The sequence below is a fragment of the Paraglaciecola aquimarina genome (genome assembly GCF_032464635.1).
GTDB lineage: Bacteria > Pseudomonadota > Gammaproteobacteria > Enterobacterales > Alteromonadaceae > Paraglaciecola > Paraglaciecola aquimarina.
Genome location: NZ_JAWDIO010000002.1, coordinates 3712620 through 3730698, shown reverse-complemented (window position 1 = coordinate 3730698; position 18079 = coordinate 3712620). Strand labels below are relative to the sequence as shown.

Here is an 18079-nt window from a genome sequence, read left to right as displayed (position 1 = left end):
CAGTTAGTCATACCCAAGCTATTATAAAAAGGAGAAAAAGTTGTGGAAGATGTGGTTGGAATTATCGTTGCACCTATCGTTATTTTTTTGATATTTGTTGCGCCAATTTGGTTAATTATGCACTACCGTAGTAAAAAACAAATCAATCAAGGCTTGACCGCCGAGCAATATGCAAGCTTACAAGAGTTAGCAAATAGAGCCGATAAAATGACTGATCGTATTCATACTTTAGAGTCTATTTTGGATGCTGAAGCGCCGCAGTGGAGAAACAAAGTATGAGCCTGCGTAAAACGCTGTATCGGGATCCTAGCAAGGGTAAAATAGCCGGTGTGTGTGCGGGAATAGCTGAGTACTTTGGGATGGAGTCTTGGTTAGTTCGAATCTTGATGGTGTCAGGTTTTTTCTTACTGGCTGCGCCTTTTATCTTTTTTGCTTATATCGCTGCTTGGTTTATTTTAGAAAAGAAACCCGGCCATTTGGCTCACCAATCTCACCAACAAGTCTTTGGAAACAAAGAAACGGTGAATAAGCAGGCTGGTAAAGGTTGGCATAATGTGCCAGACGATGAAGTGGAAAAAGTGGTGGTTAAATCTAAAGTATGGCAGGCGGGTGAGTTGCCATCTCAGGCTTTATTCGACATTAAACAACGCTTTGATTCTAATGAAAATCGCCTCAGAAAAGTTGAAACCTATGTGACATCTTCCGAATATCAGCTTAATCGAGAAATTAACCAATTATAATAACAGGCAAAGTGAGTGATAGAGTTTGACTCACTTTAGCGTAGATTGTTAAAGGTTCTATATCCAGTCTTATGCATATCCCAATTCTTAAACATCCCCAAATTCAACGCGCTAAACAAACGCTAAAGTTAACTGCGTCGAGACTAGTCGACAATCATATTAATTTGGCCGTCACTGGATTAAGCGGGAGTGGTAAAACTGCATTTATCACCTCGTTAGTCAATCAGTTGACCGAGGCGAACGAACAAGCGTACTTACCATTCTTTTCGGTCTTGTCTGAACAACGGCTAATTGGCGTTAGAAGAGATGTTCAACCTAATTTGACCTTCAATCGATTCGCCTACGAGCAGGCTATGTCTGATTTAACAGAATCGCCTGCCAAGTGGCCTGCTTCGACAACAGGCGTTTCGCAGATCCGCTTAAAAATAAAGTACCGAAACGTTAAGGGGTTAAGTCAGTATTTAGTGGATGACAGTACGCTTACGCTGGATATCACCGATTATCCAGGTGAATGGTTATTAGATTTGCCCTTACTAGACATGAACTTTGAACAGTGGATTGTGCATTGTGATGGAGAATTAACTGATACTCGGCGTGCAAAATTGGCTCTGGAGTTTCTACAAGCATTAGAAAACGTCGATTTTAGTGCTAAAGCCGACGAGCTAGTTTTAGAGAAAGTAGCGGGGTTATATCGCCAATATTTACAGCAATGTCAGTTCGAAGGGTATCAGTTAATACAGCCTAGCAGGTTTATATTGCCAGGAGAGTTAGCTAATGCGCCAGTGCTACATTTCTTTCCTATTCCTCAAGTCTTGATAGAAAATCACAGGTTAAATCTGTCGAATCCGCCAAGCGGTAGCAATTTAGCTGTTATTATTTCCCGCTTTGAACAGTATAAAGAAGCAGTAGTGAAGCCGTTTTACAAGCATCATTTCAGACATTTTGACCGACAGATTATTTTAGTGGATTGCTTAAGCGCACTGAACCATGGGCATAGTAGTTTTCAAGATCTGCAAAAGGCACTCGACTGGTTGATGAGGAGCTTTCAATATGGGCCTTCAAATATAATCAATCGCTTATTTGAGCCAAAAATCGATAAGTTAGTGTTTGCTGCCAGCAAGGCTGACCATATTACGCCTGATCAACAGGTTAATTTGATTAAGCTGTTGGATAACATGTTACGTCATGCGAGAAAGAAAATTCAGTTTGATGGCGTTGTCAGTGAATCAACCGCTATTTCTGCAATACGTGCTTCAAAGTCTGGTTTTAGTAAGGTAAATGGTGAAGATATTCCCACGCTAAGAGGTGTTAACAGCAACGGTGAGTTAATTACGTTGTATCCTGGTGAAGTACCCACTGCCTGTCCCAGTTTAGATTTTTGGCAGCAACAACGATTTGAATTTCCCAAGTTTATGCCACCTGAATTAGTTAACAGCTACGCTTTACCGCATATTCGAATGGATCAAGTGTTAGATTTTTTATTGGCGGATAAATTAAGATGATTAACAAACAAACAGTGAATAAGGATCAAAAGTCAGCACTAAAAACGGCAAAAATTATCACAGCAGACGTTGAATTTCAGCCAATGGCAGAGCAAGAAAGTAATGCAACGGCAACTGCAGAGCCGTCAAAAGAATCCGTCGTGCCTGCCAAAAATGAGTTAGGGGATGACGACGTTAGGGTAGAGCGTGCAACGACTTCTTCAAAAAGCACGATTAAAAAATGGTTCTTGATTCTATGTATTTTGGTCATGGTTGGCAGTATTGCTGAGCTAGTTTTATTTGTTATACAGTTGACGCAACAAAGAGACTGGCTCGCCGGATTATGGTTGGTCATTTTTGTTGGCTTACTTCTGCTGTTGACCCAGCTCGCTTGGAAAGAATGGCGAGGCTTAAAACGTTTAAAAATACAGCAAGCGAGTAGAAACACTACACAGCAGATGTTCCATTCTCAGGCAATTGGTTTGGCCGAAAAACATTGTATGCAAATAGCACAACGGCTGCCTACTGAACATCAAGCAAGGGTGCAGGCTTGGCGTTCACAGTTAGAGGATCACCTTACTGACAATGAAGTATTGTGTTTGTTTGAAAATCAGGTGCTTAGCCCGGTTGATAAGCTAGCGATAAAAACCATGACCAAAAACGCCTCGGCTGCTGGAGTCATGATTGCTGTTAGCCCTTTTGCGCTGTTAGATATGGCGATTGTGCTTTGGCGAAATATTCGAATGATTAATCAAGTTAGTGAAGTATATGGTGTGAAAGTAGGTTATTGGGGCAGGATTAAGTTAATTAAGAATATCTTTCATACTATGGTTTACGCTGGTGCAGCAGAGATTTTGTCAGATGCGGGTAATTATGCATTGGGTGCGGGTATTACCGGAAAATTGTCTTCAAGAATTGCCCAGGGGTTAGGTGCTAGCGTATTAACCGCAAGAATTGGTTTAAGAGCGATGAGTGAATGTAGGCCAATGCCATGTTTATCTGTGAGTAAACCTAACTTAACGGTTATTACCAAACAACTTCTTGAAGATTTGAATCGAAAGATCCACTGATTATTCGTTTAAACGATTGTTTAAGACTTGATATCTGTAATAAAATCTTTACACCTAAAGACATGGCTGGCATTTGGTTTATTTATGAGATTGGAAGTAAGTTGTAAAGATAGGGTAGGTATTACCCAGGATGTACTGGACATTTTAGTTGAATATGAAATTGATCTGAGGGGCATTGAAATTGATGAGAAGGGAAAAATATTCTTAAATTTCCCCAATATTGAATTTGCTAATTTCCAGCATTTGATGCCCAAAATTCGCTTACTTGATGGGGTAGAAGATGTTAAAACCACGCCTTTTATGCCAACCGAAAGGGAGCAATATCAATTACAAGCGCTATTGCAAACACTACCCGATCCTGTTCTTACCGTAGACACAAAAGCAAGAGTTATGTTAGCCAATGACGTGGTAGTGACCAGTATTGGTAAACCAAAAGAGCAAATTCTAGGAACAGACATCAGCGAGTTAGTAAAAGGGTTTAATATTTATCGCTGGCTTGAAAACAAAATGCCAGAGTCAGAATCAAAACTGGTTACTTTTTTGGGGCAAGATTATTTACTAGATATTTTGCCGGTAAAGGTACCAGCCTCTGAAACACAAGACATTTTGGCTGGCGCGGTATTGCTGTTCAAATCTGAATCTAGATTAGGGCAACAGTTCAATTATTTTCAGCGCTACAATGTCGATAGTTTTTCATCCCTGTCGGCTAATAGTAAAAAGATGAGACAACTCGTGAAAGATGCTAAACGTCTTGCCCAATTAGACGCACCAATCTTAATTTTTGGCGAAACCGGTAGTGGCAAAACATTGTTAGCTAAGGCCTGTCAACAAGGCAGTGCCAGACATGATAAACCTTTTTTACATTTAATTGTATTGGAGTGACAGAAGCAGAAACCAATCGAATATTGTTTGGTTGCGATGAAACTAAGAATAAGGGACTACTGACAGAGGCAAATGAAGGGACCTTATTAATTGAAGAAATAGCCGAGTTACCTTTAGGGTCACAAGGGCGCCTGTTGAACGCACTTGCACGGACCAACCAAAATTCGCCTGTTAGCCAAAAGCAGATGAATGTTCGATTAATCTGTACGACAGAAAAGAACCTTGCAGCCTTAATCGAACAGAATGTGTTTAGAAAAGATTTATTCTACCAACTCAATCAACTCAGTATGGTGATCCCATCCCTAAAAGAGCGTAAAGCAGATATACCTGCGTTAGTCGATCACTTTTTGAATGAGCAAAGCCTTCAGATTGGTCGAACACCGCCTACGGTATCCCTTAGTTGTAAGCAATACTTGCAAGCTTACTCTTGGGTTGGAAACGTAAAGCAACTCGAGAATGCGGTACTTTTGGCGGTATCATTGTTACAAGGTGATGAGTTGACTATCAAAGATATTAGCCTACCGGCTAGTCCCAATGTACACATTGATATTGCAGTCGAGTTCGAAGGCAGTTTAGATGATGAAGTGAAGCGCTATGAAAAAGATATTCTTACCAGATTATATCCTTACTATCCAAGTACTAGGTTATTAGCCAAGAAGTTAGGATTAAGCCACACTGCGATCGCAAACAAATTAAGAGAGTACGCCATTAGTAAACCGTAAGTAGTTTCAATTACTCATTTTTGATGGGCAGTTCAGTTGTATTTTTTACTTTTTTTAAGGCAAATGTAGAGCTTAGATGATCCACTAACGGCAAATTAGTTAATTTAGTTTTTAAGATAAATTCGTATTCTTCAATACTCTCAACAATCACTTTAAGTAGGTAATCTTTGTCGCCACTTGTGGTGTGGCATTCGACTATTTCATCAATACTTTGCACGGCTTTCTCGAAGTCATTTAACGATTCTCCATCATGATTTTTAAGAGAGACATAAATAAACACCGATACTCCGAGGTTTAATTTTTTGCTATCCAATAAAGTCACTTTCTGTAGGATAATTTTTTCCGCTTCTAAACGTTTTACACGTCGCCAACATGGTGTGTGAGATAAGCCAACTTTTTGGCTTAAATCCGCCATTGATATGGTGGCGTCTTTTTGCATGACTCTTAGTATTTCTCGGTCAAATTTGTCTAGTTTCATAGGGTTTAATTGCGGCTAAATGGCTGAACTAACAGCTTGAACAATAATGACTGTATAATCAAGCTTTTTAGGATGAATGTCCTATATTTATTGATTAGGGTCAATACTAATCATATTTTCTATATGATGTGAGGCCATAAGAGTATAAAGGTACTAAGAGGGCCCGTTATCTTCAATTGCTTTAAGTGCACCGCGCTTAAAACGCTTAACGTGAGATAATATTAGCTATTCAGTATGGCGTTATAAGTAATAACAACTACTTAATTTAAGCATCAAGTGACAGTTAAAATAGACAAGTGAGCTATGCGCTAAAGTTCACGAAAAAGGTGAGGCAAGTTTTTTGTGAAATTAGGTTGCATATACCCAACTCATTCTGCATAATGCGCCCCCTTAAATGATGTTAAGTATATGACTTTATTTAATTTCAATGGTGGCCTTTCGGTCCCCTCGCAATGATACTTTGTGAACCCGGTCAGGCATGGAAGGAGCAGCCGCAGCAAACGACTCATGTGCCGAGGTGTGGCTGAGAGGGCACCACCAATCTTTATTTATCCTTTTGTTTCTCGTCCAAAAAACTCATTGCTTGATCGATGGCAGAAATCGTATTTAATTCCATTTGCTGGCGTTCACTAGACGGCAGATAGAAAGACATGTCGACTTCAAATCTAATATAGCGCGGTGGAATTTGGTTTAGAGCTAAACAACATAGGTCTGCTAAATAGTCGCTGTCTTTGGTTTTATCCAAGCCCAAAAATGCAATTCTTTCTAATACCAGCTGTTCATAATAATTATGAATGTCGTCATCTAATTTCATTGTAAACTCCCTAAATGTAAACTTGCGCTACCACTATATAGCAATATTCAAATATGGGAAATCGTACGATTATTGTACTTTTGTAATAAAATCACATTGTTAGGTAATCTGTTATATGTAATAACAGTTTTATTAGTTTTTTAATTAGTTCGGTTGACCGTCATACCTGTTCTGTATATTATCTGGTCCGAGGTTCACTACCTTTTATTCAAAAAGTCGTATAAACGACACACTATATACACATTTATTGTGGTCCAGGGAGACATACATGTTTAAATTTAAAAAGACGGTTGCGGCGTTGGCTGTAACAACTGTTTTAGGTATGAATGTAGCAAAAGCAGAAGATATCAGAGGTACAGTTTCTATTACATCTGGTGTGGCTGACGGCGTTACTGTTATGGCTAAAAATATCGCAACGGGTACAACGCGAACTATATCGCTAGATGCCGACGGTAGTTACCGACTAGCTAAATTACCATCTGGGGTGTATGAGGTCGTTGTGTCTAAAGATGGCAATACACTAGCCAAAGAAGAAGTGCGCGTTTCTTTAGGTCAAAACTCTGTTACTAACTTTGAAGTAGCGGTACCTTCTAGCCAAACAGAAGTTATTAGCATTGTTGGCTCTTCATATTCGTCTATCGATTTGTCATCATCAGACTCAGGTTTGACTTTGGGTGATATAGAAATTGCTAGAATGCCTGTAGCGAGAGATATCACTTCGGTAGCGTTATTGGCTCCGGGTACCGTTAAAGGCGATTCGGCATTTGGTAATACGGCTTCATTCGGTGGTTCATCGGTAGCTGAAAATGCTTGTTATATTAACGGTCTTGAAGTAACTAATACCCGCCAAGGTTTAGGGTGTGGTGAAGTTCCATTTGAATTCTACAAGGAATTCCAAGTTAAAACCGGTGGTTATTCTGCTAAATATGGTAGAGCAACAGGTGGTACGATTAACTCAATCACTAAAGGCGGTTCTAATGACTGGGAATTTGCCGCTATTTTACAATTTGAACCAGACTCTTTGCAAGAAGAAGGGAGCTTTTCTAGAGGCTTAGGCGCATCAGGTCGAGTATTTAGAGATGAGCGTCATGACAGTGATAATACTGTAGATTTCACGGTTTCTGCTTCTGGCGCCATTATTGAAGATACTTTGTTTTTCTATGCCTTATTAAACCCTAGAGACGTTGAGCAGACTTACACTTGGAATGGAGATGAGTTTTCTCCTAATGACCAATATCGTATTGAAAAAGCTTCAGGTGGAGATAATTTATTTTGGGGTGGTAAAATTGATTGGGATATCAATGAAGACCATCGTTTGAGTCTATTTGGATACTCTAACCGTCGTGATATTGACCGAGTGGTATATGATTATGATGGAAATGTGGGTGCCAACGGCCAAATCGGCGATATGATTGACTCTGCACTATTAAAGCGTGGTGGTGAAGCTAAAAGTCTAAGTTACACAGGCTTCATTACTGATGATCTAATTGTTACCGCTTTAGTCGGTATGATTGAAACTGAGTATGAAACACAAGCGTCTAATTTAGTGTGTCCTACTGTTACTGATTCACGTACTACTAACAATCCAGTGAAAGGTTGTGGTGCTGGTGGTAGTTTTGGTGCTAATAACGATGAAAATAAGCAGTATCGTTTAGATATTGAATACACAGTTGGTGACCATACTGTCGTTGCTGGTATCGATTACCAAGAGCGTGACTCATCGCGTATCAGTCGCCCAATCGGCGGACACAGCTATGATTATAAAACTCTAGCAGCCGGCGGAGATTTCCAAGCCGATAATGGTGCGCTTGAAAATGATACAGGCTCAGCTTTTGACTACGTAGAAGATCGTATTTTTGATGGTGGTGGTAGCTTTAATTCAGAGTTAACAGCATATTACATTGAAGATAAGTGGGAAGTTGCTGATAACCTAACCTTAGATATAGGTCTACGTGTAGATGAATTTGATAGCTGGGGAACCACTGAAAAATTACTTACAAGTTTTAAAACTGATGTTGCTCCTCGTTTAGGTATCACTTGGGACCCTCAAGGTGATGGTGATTCTAAGGTTTACGCAACTTATGGCCGCTATTATTTACCTGTAGCGAATAACACTATTTTCCGTGCCGCGTCTGGTGTAAGTGATGTAACTACTGCTTATACCTTTACTGGCGTTGATGCTACTACTGGTGCACCTACAGGGTTAACACCTTTAGCAGAAGCTTTGGGCGTAGGTAATTTGCAAGATTCTCAACAAGTAAGTGGTACACCGGTCGTACCTGAAAAAGACATTTTCCAAGCGCAAGAAGCCGACCCGTTCTCGAAAGACGAATATATTATCGGCTATCAAAAAGTACTAAACGACGAATATACTATCGGTTTTAAAGGTATGTATCGTGAAGTAGTGACAGCGTTAGATGACTACTGTGGTCGTTATGCTTTCCCATATTGTGTAATGGTGAACCCAGGTTCTGATTCGAGCTGGTATAGTGATGGTTACTATTGGAATGGCACTGATTGGGGCGATTCTCAGTTTGATGACGACGGTGTACCAGATGCAGGATCACTTACTACATACAGTGCTGAGACAATGGGCTTACCTAAAGCGAATAACGAATATACTTCGTTAGAGAGCATGGTTAAGTACCAGAGTGATAACTTACGTTATACTTTCACTTATACTTGGTCACGCAGTGTAGGTAATTTCGAAGGTGCGGTGAAATCAGATATCGGTCAGGCCGATGCAGGTATTACTCAAGATTTTGATTTTCCTGCATTAATGGATGGCGCTGATGGTTATCAGCCTAATGACCGTCGTCATGCTTTCAAAATGTTTGGTACTTGGGAGCCGGTTGAGAACCTAACAGTTGGTTGGAACACTACTTTAACCAGTGGTCGTCCATTAAGCTTATTTGGTCAAGGTTATCCGTCTGATGATCCAAATCTAAATGGTGGTTGGGGTGATTTGTTCTATTTAGCCGATACTGATGATAAAGGTGTATTAACTGGAACGTATACTAAGCACTCTCGAGGGACAGCGGGTAGAACACCTTGGACATTTAACGTTGATACATCTGTGGCTTATGCTTTTGAAGTATCAGATATAGATATGAGAGCCTCGTTTAATGTGTTTAACTTGTTCAATAACCAAGAGCCAGTTGCATTGAATGAACATTACGAAGCTAGTGAAGGTGTTGTTAACCAGTGGCACGGTGCTGCTTATAGTTTCCAAGCTCCTCGTTCGGTTCGTATTAGTTTAGAAGCTCGCTTTTAATTTAAAATAGCCAGTTAAAACGACTAAAGAGTCAGTTCCATTTGGGACTGGCTCTTTTTTACGCCTACCTAAAGTGGCGTATTAAATTAGTGAGAGCTCGTTTGGCCTAAGCATATATCTCCTGAAAGCTCTTTAGTCCTACCAAGCCGTAATAATAAGTCGCCTTATAGCTAGAGTTTACATGCGCTTATTCTGGCGCTGAACAAGCGTTTTGAATGAACAACTTGCCAGAGATATTAGATGATACGCAAAATGACTTAAGTGCTGTGGTTCGAGAGCAATTGCGTTTGTTTTTAGAGGAACTTAAAGCACAGCAACTTCGCCTGAAAAAAACTAGATAGGCAGCTGCAAAAGTCACTGCCGAACACCCCACATGTCAAGGGTTGATGAGCATGGCAGGTATTGGCCCATTAATCGTCACTGCATTATTTGCAGGAATAGAGTAAGGCCTGAAATTTGGCAGTGGCCGACATTTAGCTGCGTGGTTTGGTTTAGTTCTCAAGCAACATACCACTGGTGATAAACCAAGATTATTGGGTATCAGTAAGCGAGGGAATGCGTATTCATGCACACAATTTATTAGTGGCGTACGATCAGCACTGAGGCATATCGGCGATAAAGGTGACAGCGTGAGTCGTTGGTGACGAGATTGTTTAACCTGTATAAGTTTCAGTAAAGCCTGTGTGGTATTAGCCAACAAAGTGATGATTAACGGTTCATAACCGTCTTACTCCAATCAGACAATATCAAGAGCCGTCGAGGCCGCCGGATTGATGAGATAGAAAGATGCGAACAACTATTAAGGCTATAACAGATAGATACGCTTATAAAAAGTCGAATATATGGCAGCAATTAACTTTGTTAGTAAATCAAAATGGTGTTCTGCAATTGGAGAGGGTCCATATATGGTATTCGTATTGCGCTATAACCAGAAAAATTTCAGAGTGCGTCAAGAATTACACCATCTTTAATGGTAAATCTTGTCGTTGGATAATTTACTTAGTTAGACTATTGTCTAATAACTATCCAATTGTGAGAATTAACTCTGGGTAGTATCACAAATTCCTAAATATTCGAAAAAAGCAACCAAAAAATTTTATTAAATGTTAACGATAGCCCCTAGTTGTACCTTGACAATTTAAGGTTATCCGTGTGAATATTCTTTAGTCTTAGTGTTAATTCTTTTCACTAAGCTCCTTAAACAACAGAGCTTAATAGCCCCTAGTTAGTAATATTTACTATGTAACTAGGATTCAAAATAAAAATTGGTTGGGAATATGTCCAAAATGAGCAAGAGAAACCTAATTGCTTCTACCGTTGTTGGTGCTTGTGCACTCGGTAGCAGCACCGTTGTCTCTGCAGACCCTTTAAATGATCTTCAAAAAGAAGAAGCAATTATTCATGTGGCTGCAGCGAAATCCCAAGAAAAGATAAATAAACTTTATGAGCAATCTCAAGAGTTATTTGTTGAGTACCGTGGTGTTGTTGACGAAACTGAAACTTTAAAAGTTTATAACGATTATGTTGCAACCCTTGTTGCTGATCAGCAACGTGGTATTGATTCACTTCAACGCCAAATTGATGGAATCGATGGCGTTAAGCGCGGCGTAGTTCCTTTAATGTTCAGAATGATAGATAGCTTAGAGAAATTTATCGATTTAGACATTCCTATTAATCTAGAAGAGCGTAAGCAAAGAGTTGAGCGTCTTCGGAGACGTGATGGGTAACTCAAACGTAACGACTTCAGAACAATTCCGTCAGGTAATTGAAGCTTATCAAGTAGAAAACCAATATGGTCGAGCTATTCGAGCATATCAAGGTACGTTGGATTATCAAGGAACTGAAGTTACAGTTGATTTCTTCAACCTAGGCCGTACTGCATTATTAGCGCTTTCATTAGATCAAAAAAATGCGTGGGTTTGGGATAACAGTGCTAGAACTTGGGAGCCACTTGGTGACGAGTATATTAGCTCAGTTGTAATCGCTGTACGTATGGCAAATAAATTGTTGCCACCTGATCTTCTTAAATTACCAATTACAGCTGCGGAGTAATATTGATGAAAACTGTATTTAAATCCATATTAACTGCCGTATCTTTAGCTTTGGTAGCTTCGTCTGCACAAGCTGCTGGTTCTCTAGAAGAGTTACTTCAGGAAGTAAAACAAAATCGAGTTTCTGAAGCGAAAATAAATAAACAACGTGAAGCAGAGTTTCAATCAGCCCGTGCTGATAAGCAAGCTTTAGTAAGAAAAGCGCAAGCTGCTCTTAAAGCTGAGAAAGCTCGCGGCGATGCGTTACAGAAGCAGTTTTCTGATAACGAAGTTATGCTTGCTGAAAAAGAAGTTGAATTGACTCAAGCTACGGGAACCTTAGGCGAGATGTTTGGTGTAGTTCGTCAAGCATCTGCAGAAGCTTATGGTCAAATCTCTACTTCGATTGTTAGTGCTGAATTCCCAGGGCGTGGTGCTTTCTTGAAGCGTATGTCTGAAGAATCTAAAGGCCTTCCAAACATTAAAGAATTAGAAGACCTATGGTTTGCACTTCAAACTGAGATGACAGAGTCTGGTCAAGTTTCTCGCTTCACTACTGAAGTTGTTAGCTTGGACGGTGGTTCTAATCAGCAAGAAGTTGTACGTATTGGTACTTTCAACTTAGTAGGTGAGCAAGGTTACTTGGTTTACGATGACCAAAATGAAAAGGTTCAACCTTTGGGTCGTCAACCTGATAGCCATTTACTTGCTTCTGCTAAAGACATGAAATCTGCAACATCTGGATTGGTCGCTTTTTATGCTGACCCTTCAAGTGGTGCGATTCTTGGCTTGTTGAAAGAGAAAGCAACCATGTCTGAACGTTATCACGCTGGTGGTACAGTGGGTTATGTAATCACTGTCATGTTAGCAATTGGTTTACTTATCGGTTTGTTTAAAATTATTACTTTAACAATCGTAAGTGGAAAAATTCGTTCTCAAGTTAAGAATATCGAGAATCCTTCAAGTGGTAATCCGCTAGGTCGTATTCTTGCAGTGTATAAAGAAAACAAAACTGCTGATGTTGAAACTTTAGAGTTGAAACTAGACGAAGCTATTTTACGCGAGTTACCTAAAATCGATAGCGGTATTAACGTTATTAAGATTTTCGCCGCAATTGCACCTCTACTAGGTTTGTTAGGTACGGTTCTTGGTATGATCTTAACTTTCCAACAAATTACTTTGTTCGGAACAGGTGACCCTAAATTGATGGCTGGTAGTATTTCAATGGCATTGGTAACTACTGCTCAAGGTATTATTGCAGCATTACCATTATTGTTAACTCACAGTATTGTGTCTGGGCGTAGCAAATCTATAGTACATATTTTAGATGAGCAAACAGCTGGCATAGTAGCAGCTCACGCTGAGTCGGAGAAAGCTTAATATGTTATACCTGATAGAACTATGGGAGTCTGTCAGGGACTTTATCGCTGCCGGCGGTGACGTTCTGTACGTTGTCGCTATAGCGCTCTTTCTAATGTGGGTTTTAATGATTGAGCGTTATTGGTATTTAGCTTCGGTATTCCCTAAATTAAGAGATCAAATTATCTCTGATTGGGATGCCAGAACAGATACAACTTCATGGTATGCGCATAGAATCCGTGACACATGGATTTCGCAAGCTTCAGATGGCCTTAGTGCAAGAATGTTATTAATTAAAACTCTTGTTGCTATGTGTCCTCTAATTGGTCTTTTAGGCACAGTTACCGGTATGATCGGTGTGTTTGAGACTATGGCGACTCAGGGTACAAGTAACCCTCGTCTAATGGCCGCAGGTATTTCTATGGCTACGATTCCAACTATGGCTGGAATGGTTGCTGCTTTGTCTGGCGTTTTCTTTAGTTCTCGATTAGAAGCTAGAGTTAAAATGGCTAGAGTGAAGCTTATAGATAGTCTGCCCCATCATTAAAGAGAGGATCTTATGGGTCGAAAAGTTAGAGTAGAAGAAGACGCAGAAATAGATATGACACCTATGCTAGACATAGTGTTTATCATGCTGATCTTCTTTATCGTAACTACCGTTTTCGTTAAGGAAGCGGGGGTTAATGTTAATAAACCTGATGGTGCGCTGGCTGTAATGCCCAAAAATGCAAATATTTTCATCGCGGTAACTGAAGATGGTGATGTTTGGATGGATAAAAGGGTCATTGATGTTGATAGTGTTCGAGCTAACCTTGAACGCTTGATGGCAGAGCAACCTTCTGACGTGATTATAATTCAAGCCGATAAAGGGGCCGAGCACGGTGTCGTTATTGAGGTTATGGATCAAATCAAAGCAGCAGGCATAGATCGCATCTCAATCGCAACGGCAGGTAGTTAATATGGGTAGATTAATTGTTTCTATATTACTAGGTGGCGTAATTGCGTTTGGTTTGTTTGTAATCATGGCTAAATTGATTGCTAACTCATCAAGACCAGCTGAAAAAGTAGCACCTACGCCAGTAATCGATATCGTGATGGCCACACCAGATGACGCCACGCAAGTGCGTCAAAGGGTACCGCCACCGCCGCCACCTCCACCTACAGCTCCACCTAAGATTCAACCTGTTGAACCTGATGTGGCTGATGTAAATACTGACGGATTAGGTTTTAATATGCCTACTGTTGATGTTGGCGGAGCATCGATTGACATTGGTAGTGTTGGTGCTATGAGAGATGGTGAAGCTACACCAATAGTACGTATTGAGCCGAAATATCCAGTTCAAGCTGCTCGAGATGGTAAGGAAGGGTGGGTAAAACTGTCTTTTACTATCAACGAAGTTGGCGGGGTTGAAGATGTTAAGGTAATTGAAGCGGACCCGAAACGCGTATTCGATCGTGAAGCGAGAAGAGCGTTAGGTAAGTGGAAATATAAACCTAAAATTGAAGACGGGAAACCGATGAAGCAATTTGGGTTAACAGTACAATTGGACTTTAAGTTGGATCAATCATGATGAAGAAATATTTAAAACATTTATGTGCGGTTTCAGCCATTACTGTAGCGGTATCTGTCCCAAACCTAGCTTTAGCGCAAGCTAACGCAGGGGCTAAAGCTAAACCAGTAGGACCAATCGCTTGTCCTGGTTATGTTCGTGGTAAAACTAATATACCGGGTCAAAAAACAGGTAAAAAAGTCGGTCAAGCGTTAGATTTCTATAACCAAGATCAAGTTGATGAAGCGTTAAAGACCCTTCTAGAAATAGATACGGACGAACCGTTTGATCGTGCATTTACCGATAACTTTATCGGTAAGTTGTTGGCTGGATCTGGAAAAGGTAAGGAGTCGCTTAAATATTTTATTAAAGCGGTAGAATCTAAGCAGCTTAATGATTCAGAGCAAGTCGGTGGTATTAAGCTAATTGCGGATTTGAACCTTCAAGAAGGTGAATATGATGAAGCAGTTAAATGGTACAAAGAATGGTTAAAGGTAACGTGTAAAGAAGACTATGATGTTTATTTCAGAATGGCCAATGCATATTACCAGACTCAGAAGTTCGCTGAGATCATTGAACCTATTAATAAAGCCATTGCTTTAGCTGAGAAGCCGAATAAAACAGCTTATGCACTTAAAATGACTTCTTATTACAGTCGTAAAATGTATAAAGAAACAATTGAAGTGCAAGAAGAAGCAGTAAAGACGTTTCCTGATGACAAGAATTTATGGACTCAATTAGGCATGTTTTACATGTTAGTTGAAGATCATAAAAAGGCGTTAGCTACGTTTGAATTGGCTTATCATCAAGGTTTTATAACTAAGCCGGCTGAAATAAAAGCCTTAAGCCAGTTATATACTATGAATGACATTCCATACAAAGCGGCGACTGTTCTTGAAAAGCATGTTAAATCTGGTTTTGTAAAAACCACTGATAACATTTTGACTAACCTAGCCTCTAATTATCAGCAAGCTAAAGAGTTTAAAGAGTCTGCTGAATATTATGGAAAGGCGGGAGAGTTAGCGTCAGATCCAGATTTATTCGTTAAACAAGGTAATATGTTGTACATTGCTGAAAGACCTAATGAAGCGCTAGTCGCGCTGCAAAGGGCTCTTGATGAAGGCGCTGACAATAAAGGTAGGATCCATATGATTATGATGGAAGCTAACTTTTATCAAGGCAAATACAAAGCTGCGTATAAACATGTACTTGAAGCGAAAAAAGAAAAATCTACGAGTCGTAATGCCAGAAGCTGGGAACCTTTTATTAAGGAGAAAGCTAAAAATAACGGTATAACACTTTAGTAAAAAAAGCTCCTTAGGGAGCTTTTTTATTCTGTTTGAATAAGTGATTGATCCTAACCGTTTGGGTTTAGTTATGTAGTACTGCTCGAATAACGTTTATCTCAGTCACAATGCACATCCTTAGTTCCTCCACATCCTATTTAGTAGATTTACATGCAGTATTTTGTAACGGTTTTTATTAGTGCGTTTTTAGTTTTTCAAATTCAACCCATTGCCTCAAAAATACTTTTGCCTTGGTTTGGCGGGGAGCAGGGGTTTGGACATCATGTTTACTCTTTTTCCAGTTTTTTTTGTTAGCGGGTTATTTTTATGCATTTCTGTTGGCGAGGTATTTTTCTTTAAGCCTACAAGTAAAGGTTCACCTCTTTTTATTGCTGTTAAGTTTGACAAGCTTACCTATAGAGTTTGTTAGTCTGCACGTGTTAGTGGATGGAAAGTTACCCACGCTTGAAATTGTAAAAATACTAAGTATGGGTATTGGTTTTCCTTTTCTTTTATTAGCGTCGACCAGTCCACTGCTACAAAGTTGGTTTAGCAGTGAAGGCAATGCGAGGAATCCTTATCTGCTTTATGCAATGTCTAATGTTGGCTCTTTCTTAGCCTTATTATCGTATCCAATTATAGTTGAGCCTGTTCTTCATTTATCTACTCAAACACTAATTTGGTCAATTAGCTATGGCATTTTTGTGGTTTGCCTAGTCGTGGTGTGCTTTATGTTATTTAAAGCCACATCCTTAAAAGAGAGTTTATTAAAGGAAAAAGGTGATAACCAAGCAACTTCTTCTTTTGTAATATTAATGTGGTTTTGTTTGTCAGCTCTAGGGGTTGTAATTTTGGTATCTAGTACTAATGCTATGACTCAAAATATTCCTCCAATGCCATTCCTGTGGATTGCTCCCTTAGCAGTTTATTTAGCCACTTACGTTTTAGCTTTTAGTGATTGGAAGCTTTATCAACGGAAAATTTGGCTAGTTCTTTACGTACTAGCAATATTTCTCGGGTTATTTATTTATTTTATTGGCGGGCAGTTCGATATATTTACGCAAATTTTCATTTATTTATTTGTGTTGTTGGCTGCAACTATGATTTGTCACGGCGAGCTCAGTTATTTAAAGCCTGAAAATAAGAACCCTACGTTGTTCTATTTGATCTTGTCTTTAGGGGGAGTATTCGGGAGCTTTTTAGTTTCGGTCGTCGCTCAGGTGAGTTTTACTGACTTTGTAGAATATCCTATTGCACTTTGTTTTGTATTTGTCATGCTTGGCTTATCAGCAATTTACAAAAGTGACTTAGTCTCTAAAGGTCGTGTTAGCTCTTCTTCAACGAGGACAGTGTCGCACTATTGGCTTTCGATTAGTTGCTTCTTTGCTTTTTTAATATTTGCTTGTACATTCATCTATATGAACACGCTTTATCAGCAATATGATGTTATTAAACAACGCAATTTTTACGGTGTGTTATCGGTTAAAGAAGTGATTGACGGAAATGTACGGGAACGTCGGTTAGTGGATGGTACTACAGCTCATGGGGGGCAGTCTCTAGTCGCTGCGACAGCGAATACACCTCTTAGCTATTATCGGCCGTCAACCGGGGTAGAGCGGGTCTTAACTGAATTGTCTAAGGGGCAAAAGTTAAATGTAGCGATAGTGGGGCTAGGTGTTGGAGCATTAGCTGCTTATGCTAATGACGGTGATGCATACACGTTTTACGAATTAAACCCTGCTGTAGTTAAATTTGCCGATCACTATTTTAGTTTTATCAAAGATTCGAAGGCTACCGTTAACATCACATTAGGTGATGCTAGGGTAAACCTGCAAGCAGAAGCAGATAGCGGCCAGCTTAATAACTTTGATGTTATCGTGGTGGATGCATTTTCTGGTGATCAAATACCATCTCATTTGTTAACACAGCAAGCTTTCTTATTGTATGAAAAACACCTTAAGAATGATGGTGCAATTATGTTACATATTTCTAATAGGCATTTGACTTTGTTACCCGTCGTTATGGCAGGTGCTGACTTATTGACTAAACAAGTGATGTTTTTTTCAACCTCTGGGGGAGAAATTGAACATGATGCTGAATGGGTGCTGCTAAGTAATAATAGCGAGTTATTAAATGCTCACACCCTTAGAAACGTAGGTAGTCGTTTGAGAATAGAAAATAGCAAGACGATACAATGGACTGACGATTACTCTAGTTTATTTTCTATTTTGAAAGTACTAAATTAACTTGAATCCTGGATAAGCCGAACCTCTCGATAACGCTCTTTTTGTATCTAGCGGCGTTCGATTGTTATACACCAAAAACCTTGTCACCGTGTGAACGTTTAGATGAGGTTCTTTAGACCGAACATACTTAATCATTGAACTATATTG

The 18079-nt window shown here is 39.6% G+C and carries 15 protein-coding genes, 1 other RNA gene and 2 pseudogenes; 16 read left to right on the top strand and 2 right to left on the bottom strand.

All coding sequences use genetic code 11. The features are described 5' to 3' along the window. Positions 1-42 precede the first annotated feature (42 nt). From pspB to RS130_RS18380, 5 genes and pseudogenes are all read left to right on the top strand, one after another. Positions 43-279, top strand: a complete 237-nt coding sequence (gene pspB / locus RS130_RS18400; protein WP_316027140.1) for an envelope stress response membrane protein PspB — start codon at positions 43-45, stop codon at positions 277-279. Beyond that, a complete protein-coding gene (pspC, locus tag RS130_RS18395; protein ID WP_316027139.1) occupies positions 276-740 on the top strand; it encodes an envelope stress response membrane protein PspC in 465 nt (154 codons plus the stop codon). Before pspB ends, pspC begins: the two co-directional genes overlap by 4 nt. A 71-nt stretch (positions 741-811) precedes the next feature. Next, complete coding sequence (locus tag RS130_RS18390; RefSeq protein WP_316027138.1) at positions 812-2242, top strand: YcjX family GTP-binding protein; 1431 nt, start codon at positions 812-814, stop codon at positions 2240-2242. Beyond that, on the top strand, positions 2239-3291 hold the full coding sequence (locus RS130_RS18385; RefSeq protein WP_316027137.1) for a YcjF family protein: 1053 nt from the start codon (positions 2239-2241) through the stop codon (positions 3289-3291). Before RS130_RS18390 ends, RS130_RS18385 begins: the two co-directional genes overlap by 4 nt. An 84-nt stretch (positions 3292-3375) precedes the next feature. Then, positions 3376-4895: pseudogene (locus tag RS130_RS18380) on the top strand (sigma 54-interacting transcriptional regulator). Positions 4896-4905: 10 nt separating this feature from the next. Here the strand turns inward: RS130_RS18380 and RS130_RS18375 are convergent. Continuing rightward, on the bottom strand, positions 4906-5373 hold the full coding sequence (locus RS130_RS18375) for an Lrp/AsnC family transcriptional regulator (protein WP_316027136.1): 468 nt from the start codon (positions 5371-5373) through the stop codon (positions 4906-4908). 436 nt (positions 5374-5809) lie between these two features. Between RS130_RS18375 and ffs the strand changes: the two genes are divergently transcribed. After that, positions 5810-5905: signal recognition particle sRNA small type (gene ffs / locus RS130_RS18370), an RNA gene on the top strand. A gap of 12 nt (positions 5906-5917) precedes the next feature. Here the strand turns inward: ffs and RS130_RS18365 are convergent. Beyond that, positions 5918-6187, bottom strand: coding sequence for a late competence development ComFB family protein (locus RS130_RS18365; protein WP_316027135.1), 270 nt, complete (start codon positions 6185-6187; stop codon positions 5918-5920). 268 nt (positions 6188-6455) lie between these two features. Between RS130_RS18365 and RS130_RS18360 the strand changes: the two genes are divergently transcribed. The 10 genes and pseudogenes from RS130_RS18360 to RS130_RS18320 all read left to right on the top strand — a co-directional run bounded on the left by RS130_RS18360 (position 6456) and on the right by RS130_RS18320 (position 17932). Next, on the top strand, positions 6456-9461 hold the full coding sequence (locus RS130_RS18360; protein ID WP_316027134.1) for a TonB-dependent receptor: 3006 nt from the start codon (positions 6456-6458) through the stop codon (positions 9459-9461). A 215-nt stretch (positions 9462-9676) separates the two neighbouring features. Then, positions 9677-9802, top strand: a complete 126-nt coding sequence (locus RS130_RS18355) for a hypothetical protein (RefSeq protein WP_316027133.1) — start codon at positions 9677-9679, stop codon at positions 9800-9802. 108 nt (positions 9803-9910) lie between these two features. Continuing rightward, positions 9911-10105 carry a transposase gene (locus RS130_RS23910; RefSeq protein WP_428982868.1) on the top strand — a complete coding sequence of 65 codons (195 nt, stop codon included), beginning with the start codon at positions 9911-9913 and terminating at the stop codon, positions 10103-10105. A gap of 642 nt (positions 10106-10747) precedes the next feature. Then, positions 10748-11513: pseudogene (locus tag RS130_RS18350) on the top strand (DUF3450 domain-containing protein). 5 nt (positions 11514-11518) lie between these two features. Beyond that, positions 11519-12871, top strand: a complete 1353-nt coding sequence (locus tag RS130_RS18345) for a MotA/TolQ/ExbB proton channel family protein (protein WP_316027132.1) — start codon at positions 11519-11521, stop codon at positions 12869-12871. A 1-nt stretch (position 12872) separates the two neighbouring features. Further along, a complete protein-coding gene (locus RS130_RS18340) occupies positions 12873-13397 on the top strand; it encodes a MotA/TolQ/ExbB proton channel family protein (protein WP_316027131.1) in 525 nt (174 codons plus the stop codon). A 12-nt stretch (positions 13398-13409) separates the two neighbouring features. Then, positions 13410-13808, top strand: coding sequence for an ExbD/TolR family protein (locus tag RS130_RS18335; protein WP_316027130.1), 399 nt, complete (start codon positions 13410-13412; stop codon positions 13806-13808). A gap of 1 nt (position 13809) precedes the next feature. Then, on the top strand, positions 13810-14421 hold the full coding sequence (locus tag RS130_RS18330; protein WP_316027129.1) for an energy transducer TonB: 612 nt from the start codon (positions 13810-13812) through the stop codon (positions 14419-14421). Next, a complete protein-coding gene (locus RS130_RS18325; protein ID WP_428982867.1) occupies positions 14421-15704 on the top strand; it encodes a tetratricopeptide repeat protein in 1284 nt (427 codons plus the stop codon). Before RS130_RS18330 ends, RS130_RS18325 begins: the two co-directional genes overlap by 1 nt. Positions 15705-16087: 383 nt before the next feature. Further along, the gene (locus RS130_RS18320) at positions 16088-17932 is read left to right on the top strand and encodes a spermidine synthase (RefSeq protein ID WP_316027127.1); all 1845 of its coding nucleotides are present in this window, start codon (positions 16088-16090) and stop codon (positions 17930-17932) included. Positions 17933-18079 lie beyond the last annotated feature (147 nt).

Bases quoted from the DNA above. Each gene is read 5' to 3' on its own strand.
- RS130_RS18335 (WP_316027130.1), top strand. From the start codon at position 13,410: ATGGGTCGAAAAGTTAGAGTAGAAGAAGACGCAGAAATAGATATGACA.
- RS130_RS18340 (WP_316027131.1), top strand. From the start codon at position 12,873: ATGTTATACCTGATAGAACTATGGGAGTCTGTCAGGGACTTTATCGCT.
- RS130_RS18390 (WP_316027138.1), top strand. From the start codon at position 812: ATGCATATCCCAATTCTTAAACATCCCCAAATTCAACGCGCTAAACAA.
- pspC (WP_316027139.1), top strand. From the start codon at position 276: ATGAGCCTGCGTAAAACGCTGTATCGGGATCCTAGCAAGGGTAAAATA.
- RS130_RS18385 (WP_316027137.1), top strand. From the start codon at position 2,239: ATGATTAACAAACAAACAGTGAATAAGGATCAAAAGTCAGCACTAAAA.
- RS130_RS18365 (WP_316027135.1), bottom strand. From the start codon at position 6,187: ATGAAATTAGATGACGACATTCATAATTATTATGAACAGCTGGTATTA.
- RS130_RS18330 (WP_316027129.1), top strand. From the start codon at position 13,810: ATGGGTAGATTAATTGTTTCTATATTACTAGGTGGCGTAATTGCGTTT.
- RS130_RS18355 (WP_316027133.1), top strand. From the start codon at position 9,677: ATGAACAACTTGCCAGAGATATTAGATGATACGCAAAATGACTTAAGT.
- RS130_RS18345 (WP_316027132.1), top strand. From the start codon at position 11,519: ATGAAAACTGTATTTAAATCCATATTAACTGCCGTATCTTTAGCTTTG.
- RS130_RS18325 (WP_428982867.1), top strand. From the start codon at position 14,421: ATGAAGAAATATTTAAAACATTTATGTGCGGTTTCAGCCATTACTGTA.
- RS130_RS18375 (WP_316027136.1), bottom strand. From the start codon at position 5,373: ATGAAACTAGACAAATTTGACCGAGAAATACTAAGAGTCATGCAAAAA.
- RS130_RS18360 (WP_316027134.1), top strand. From the start codon at position 6,456: ATGTTTAAATTTAAAAAGACGGTTGCGGCGTTGGCTGTAACAACTGTT.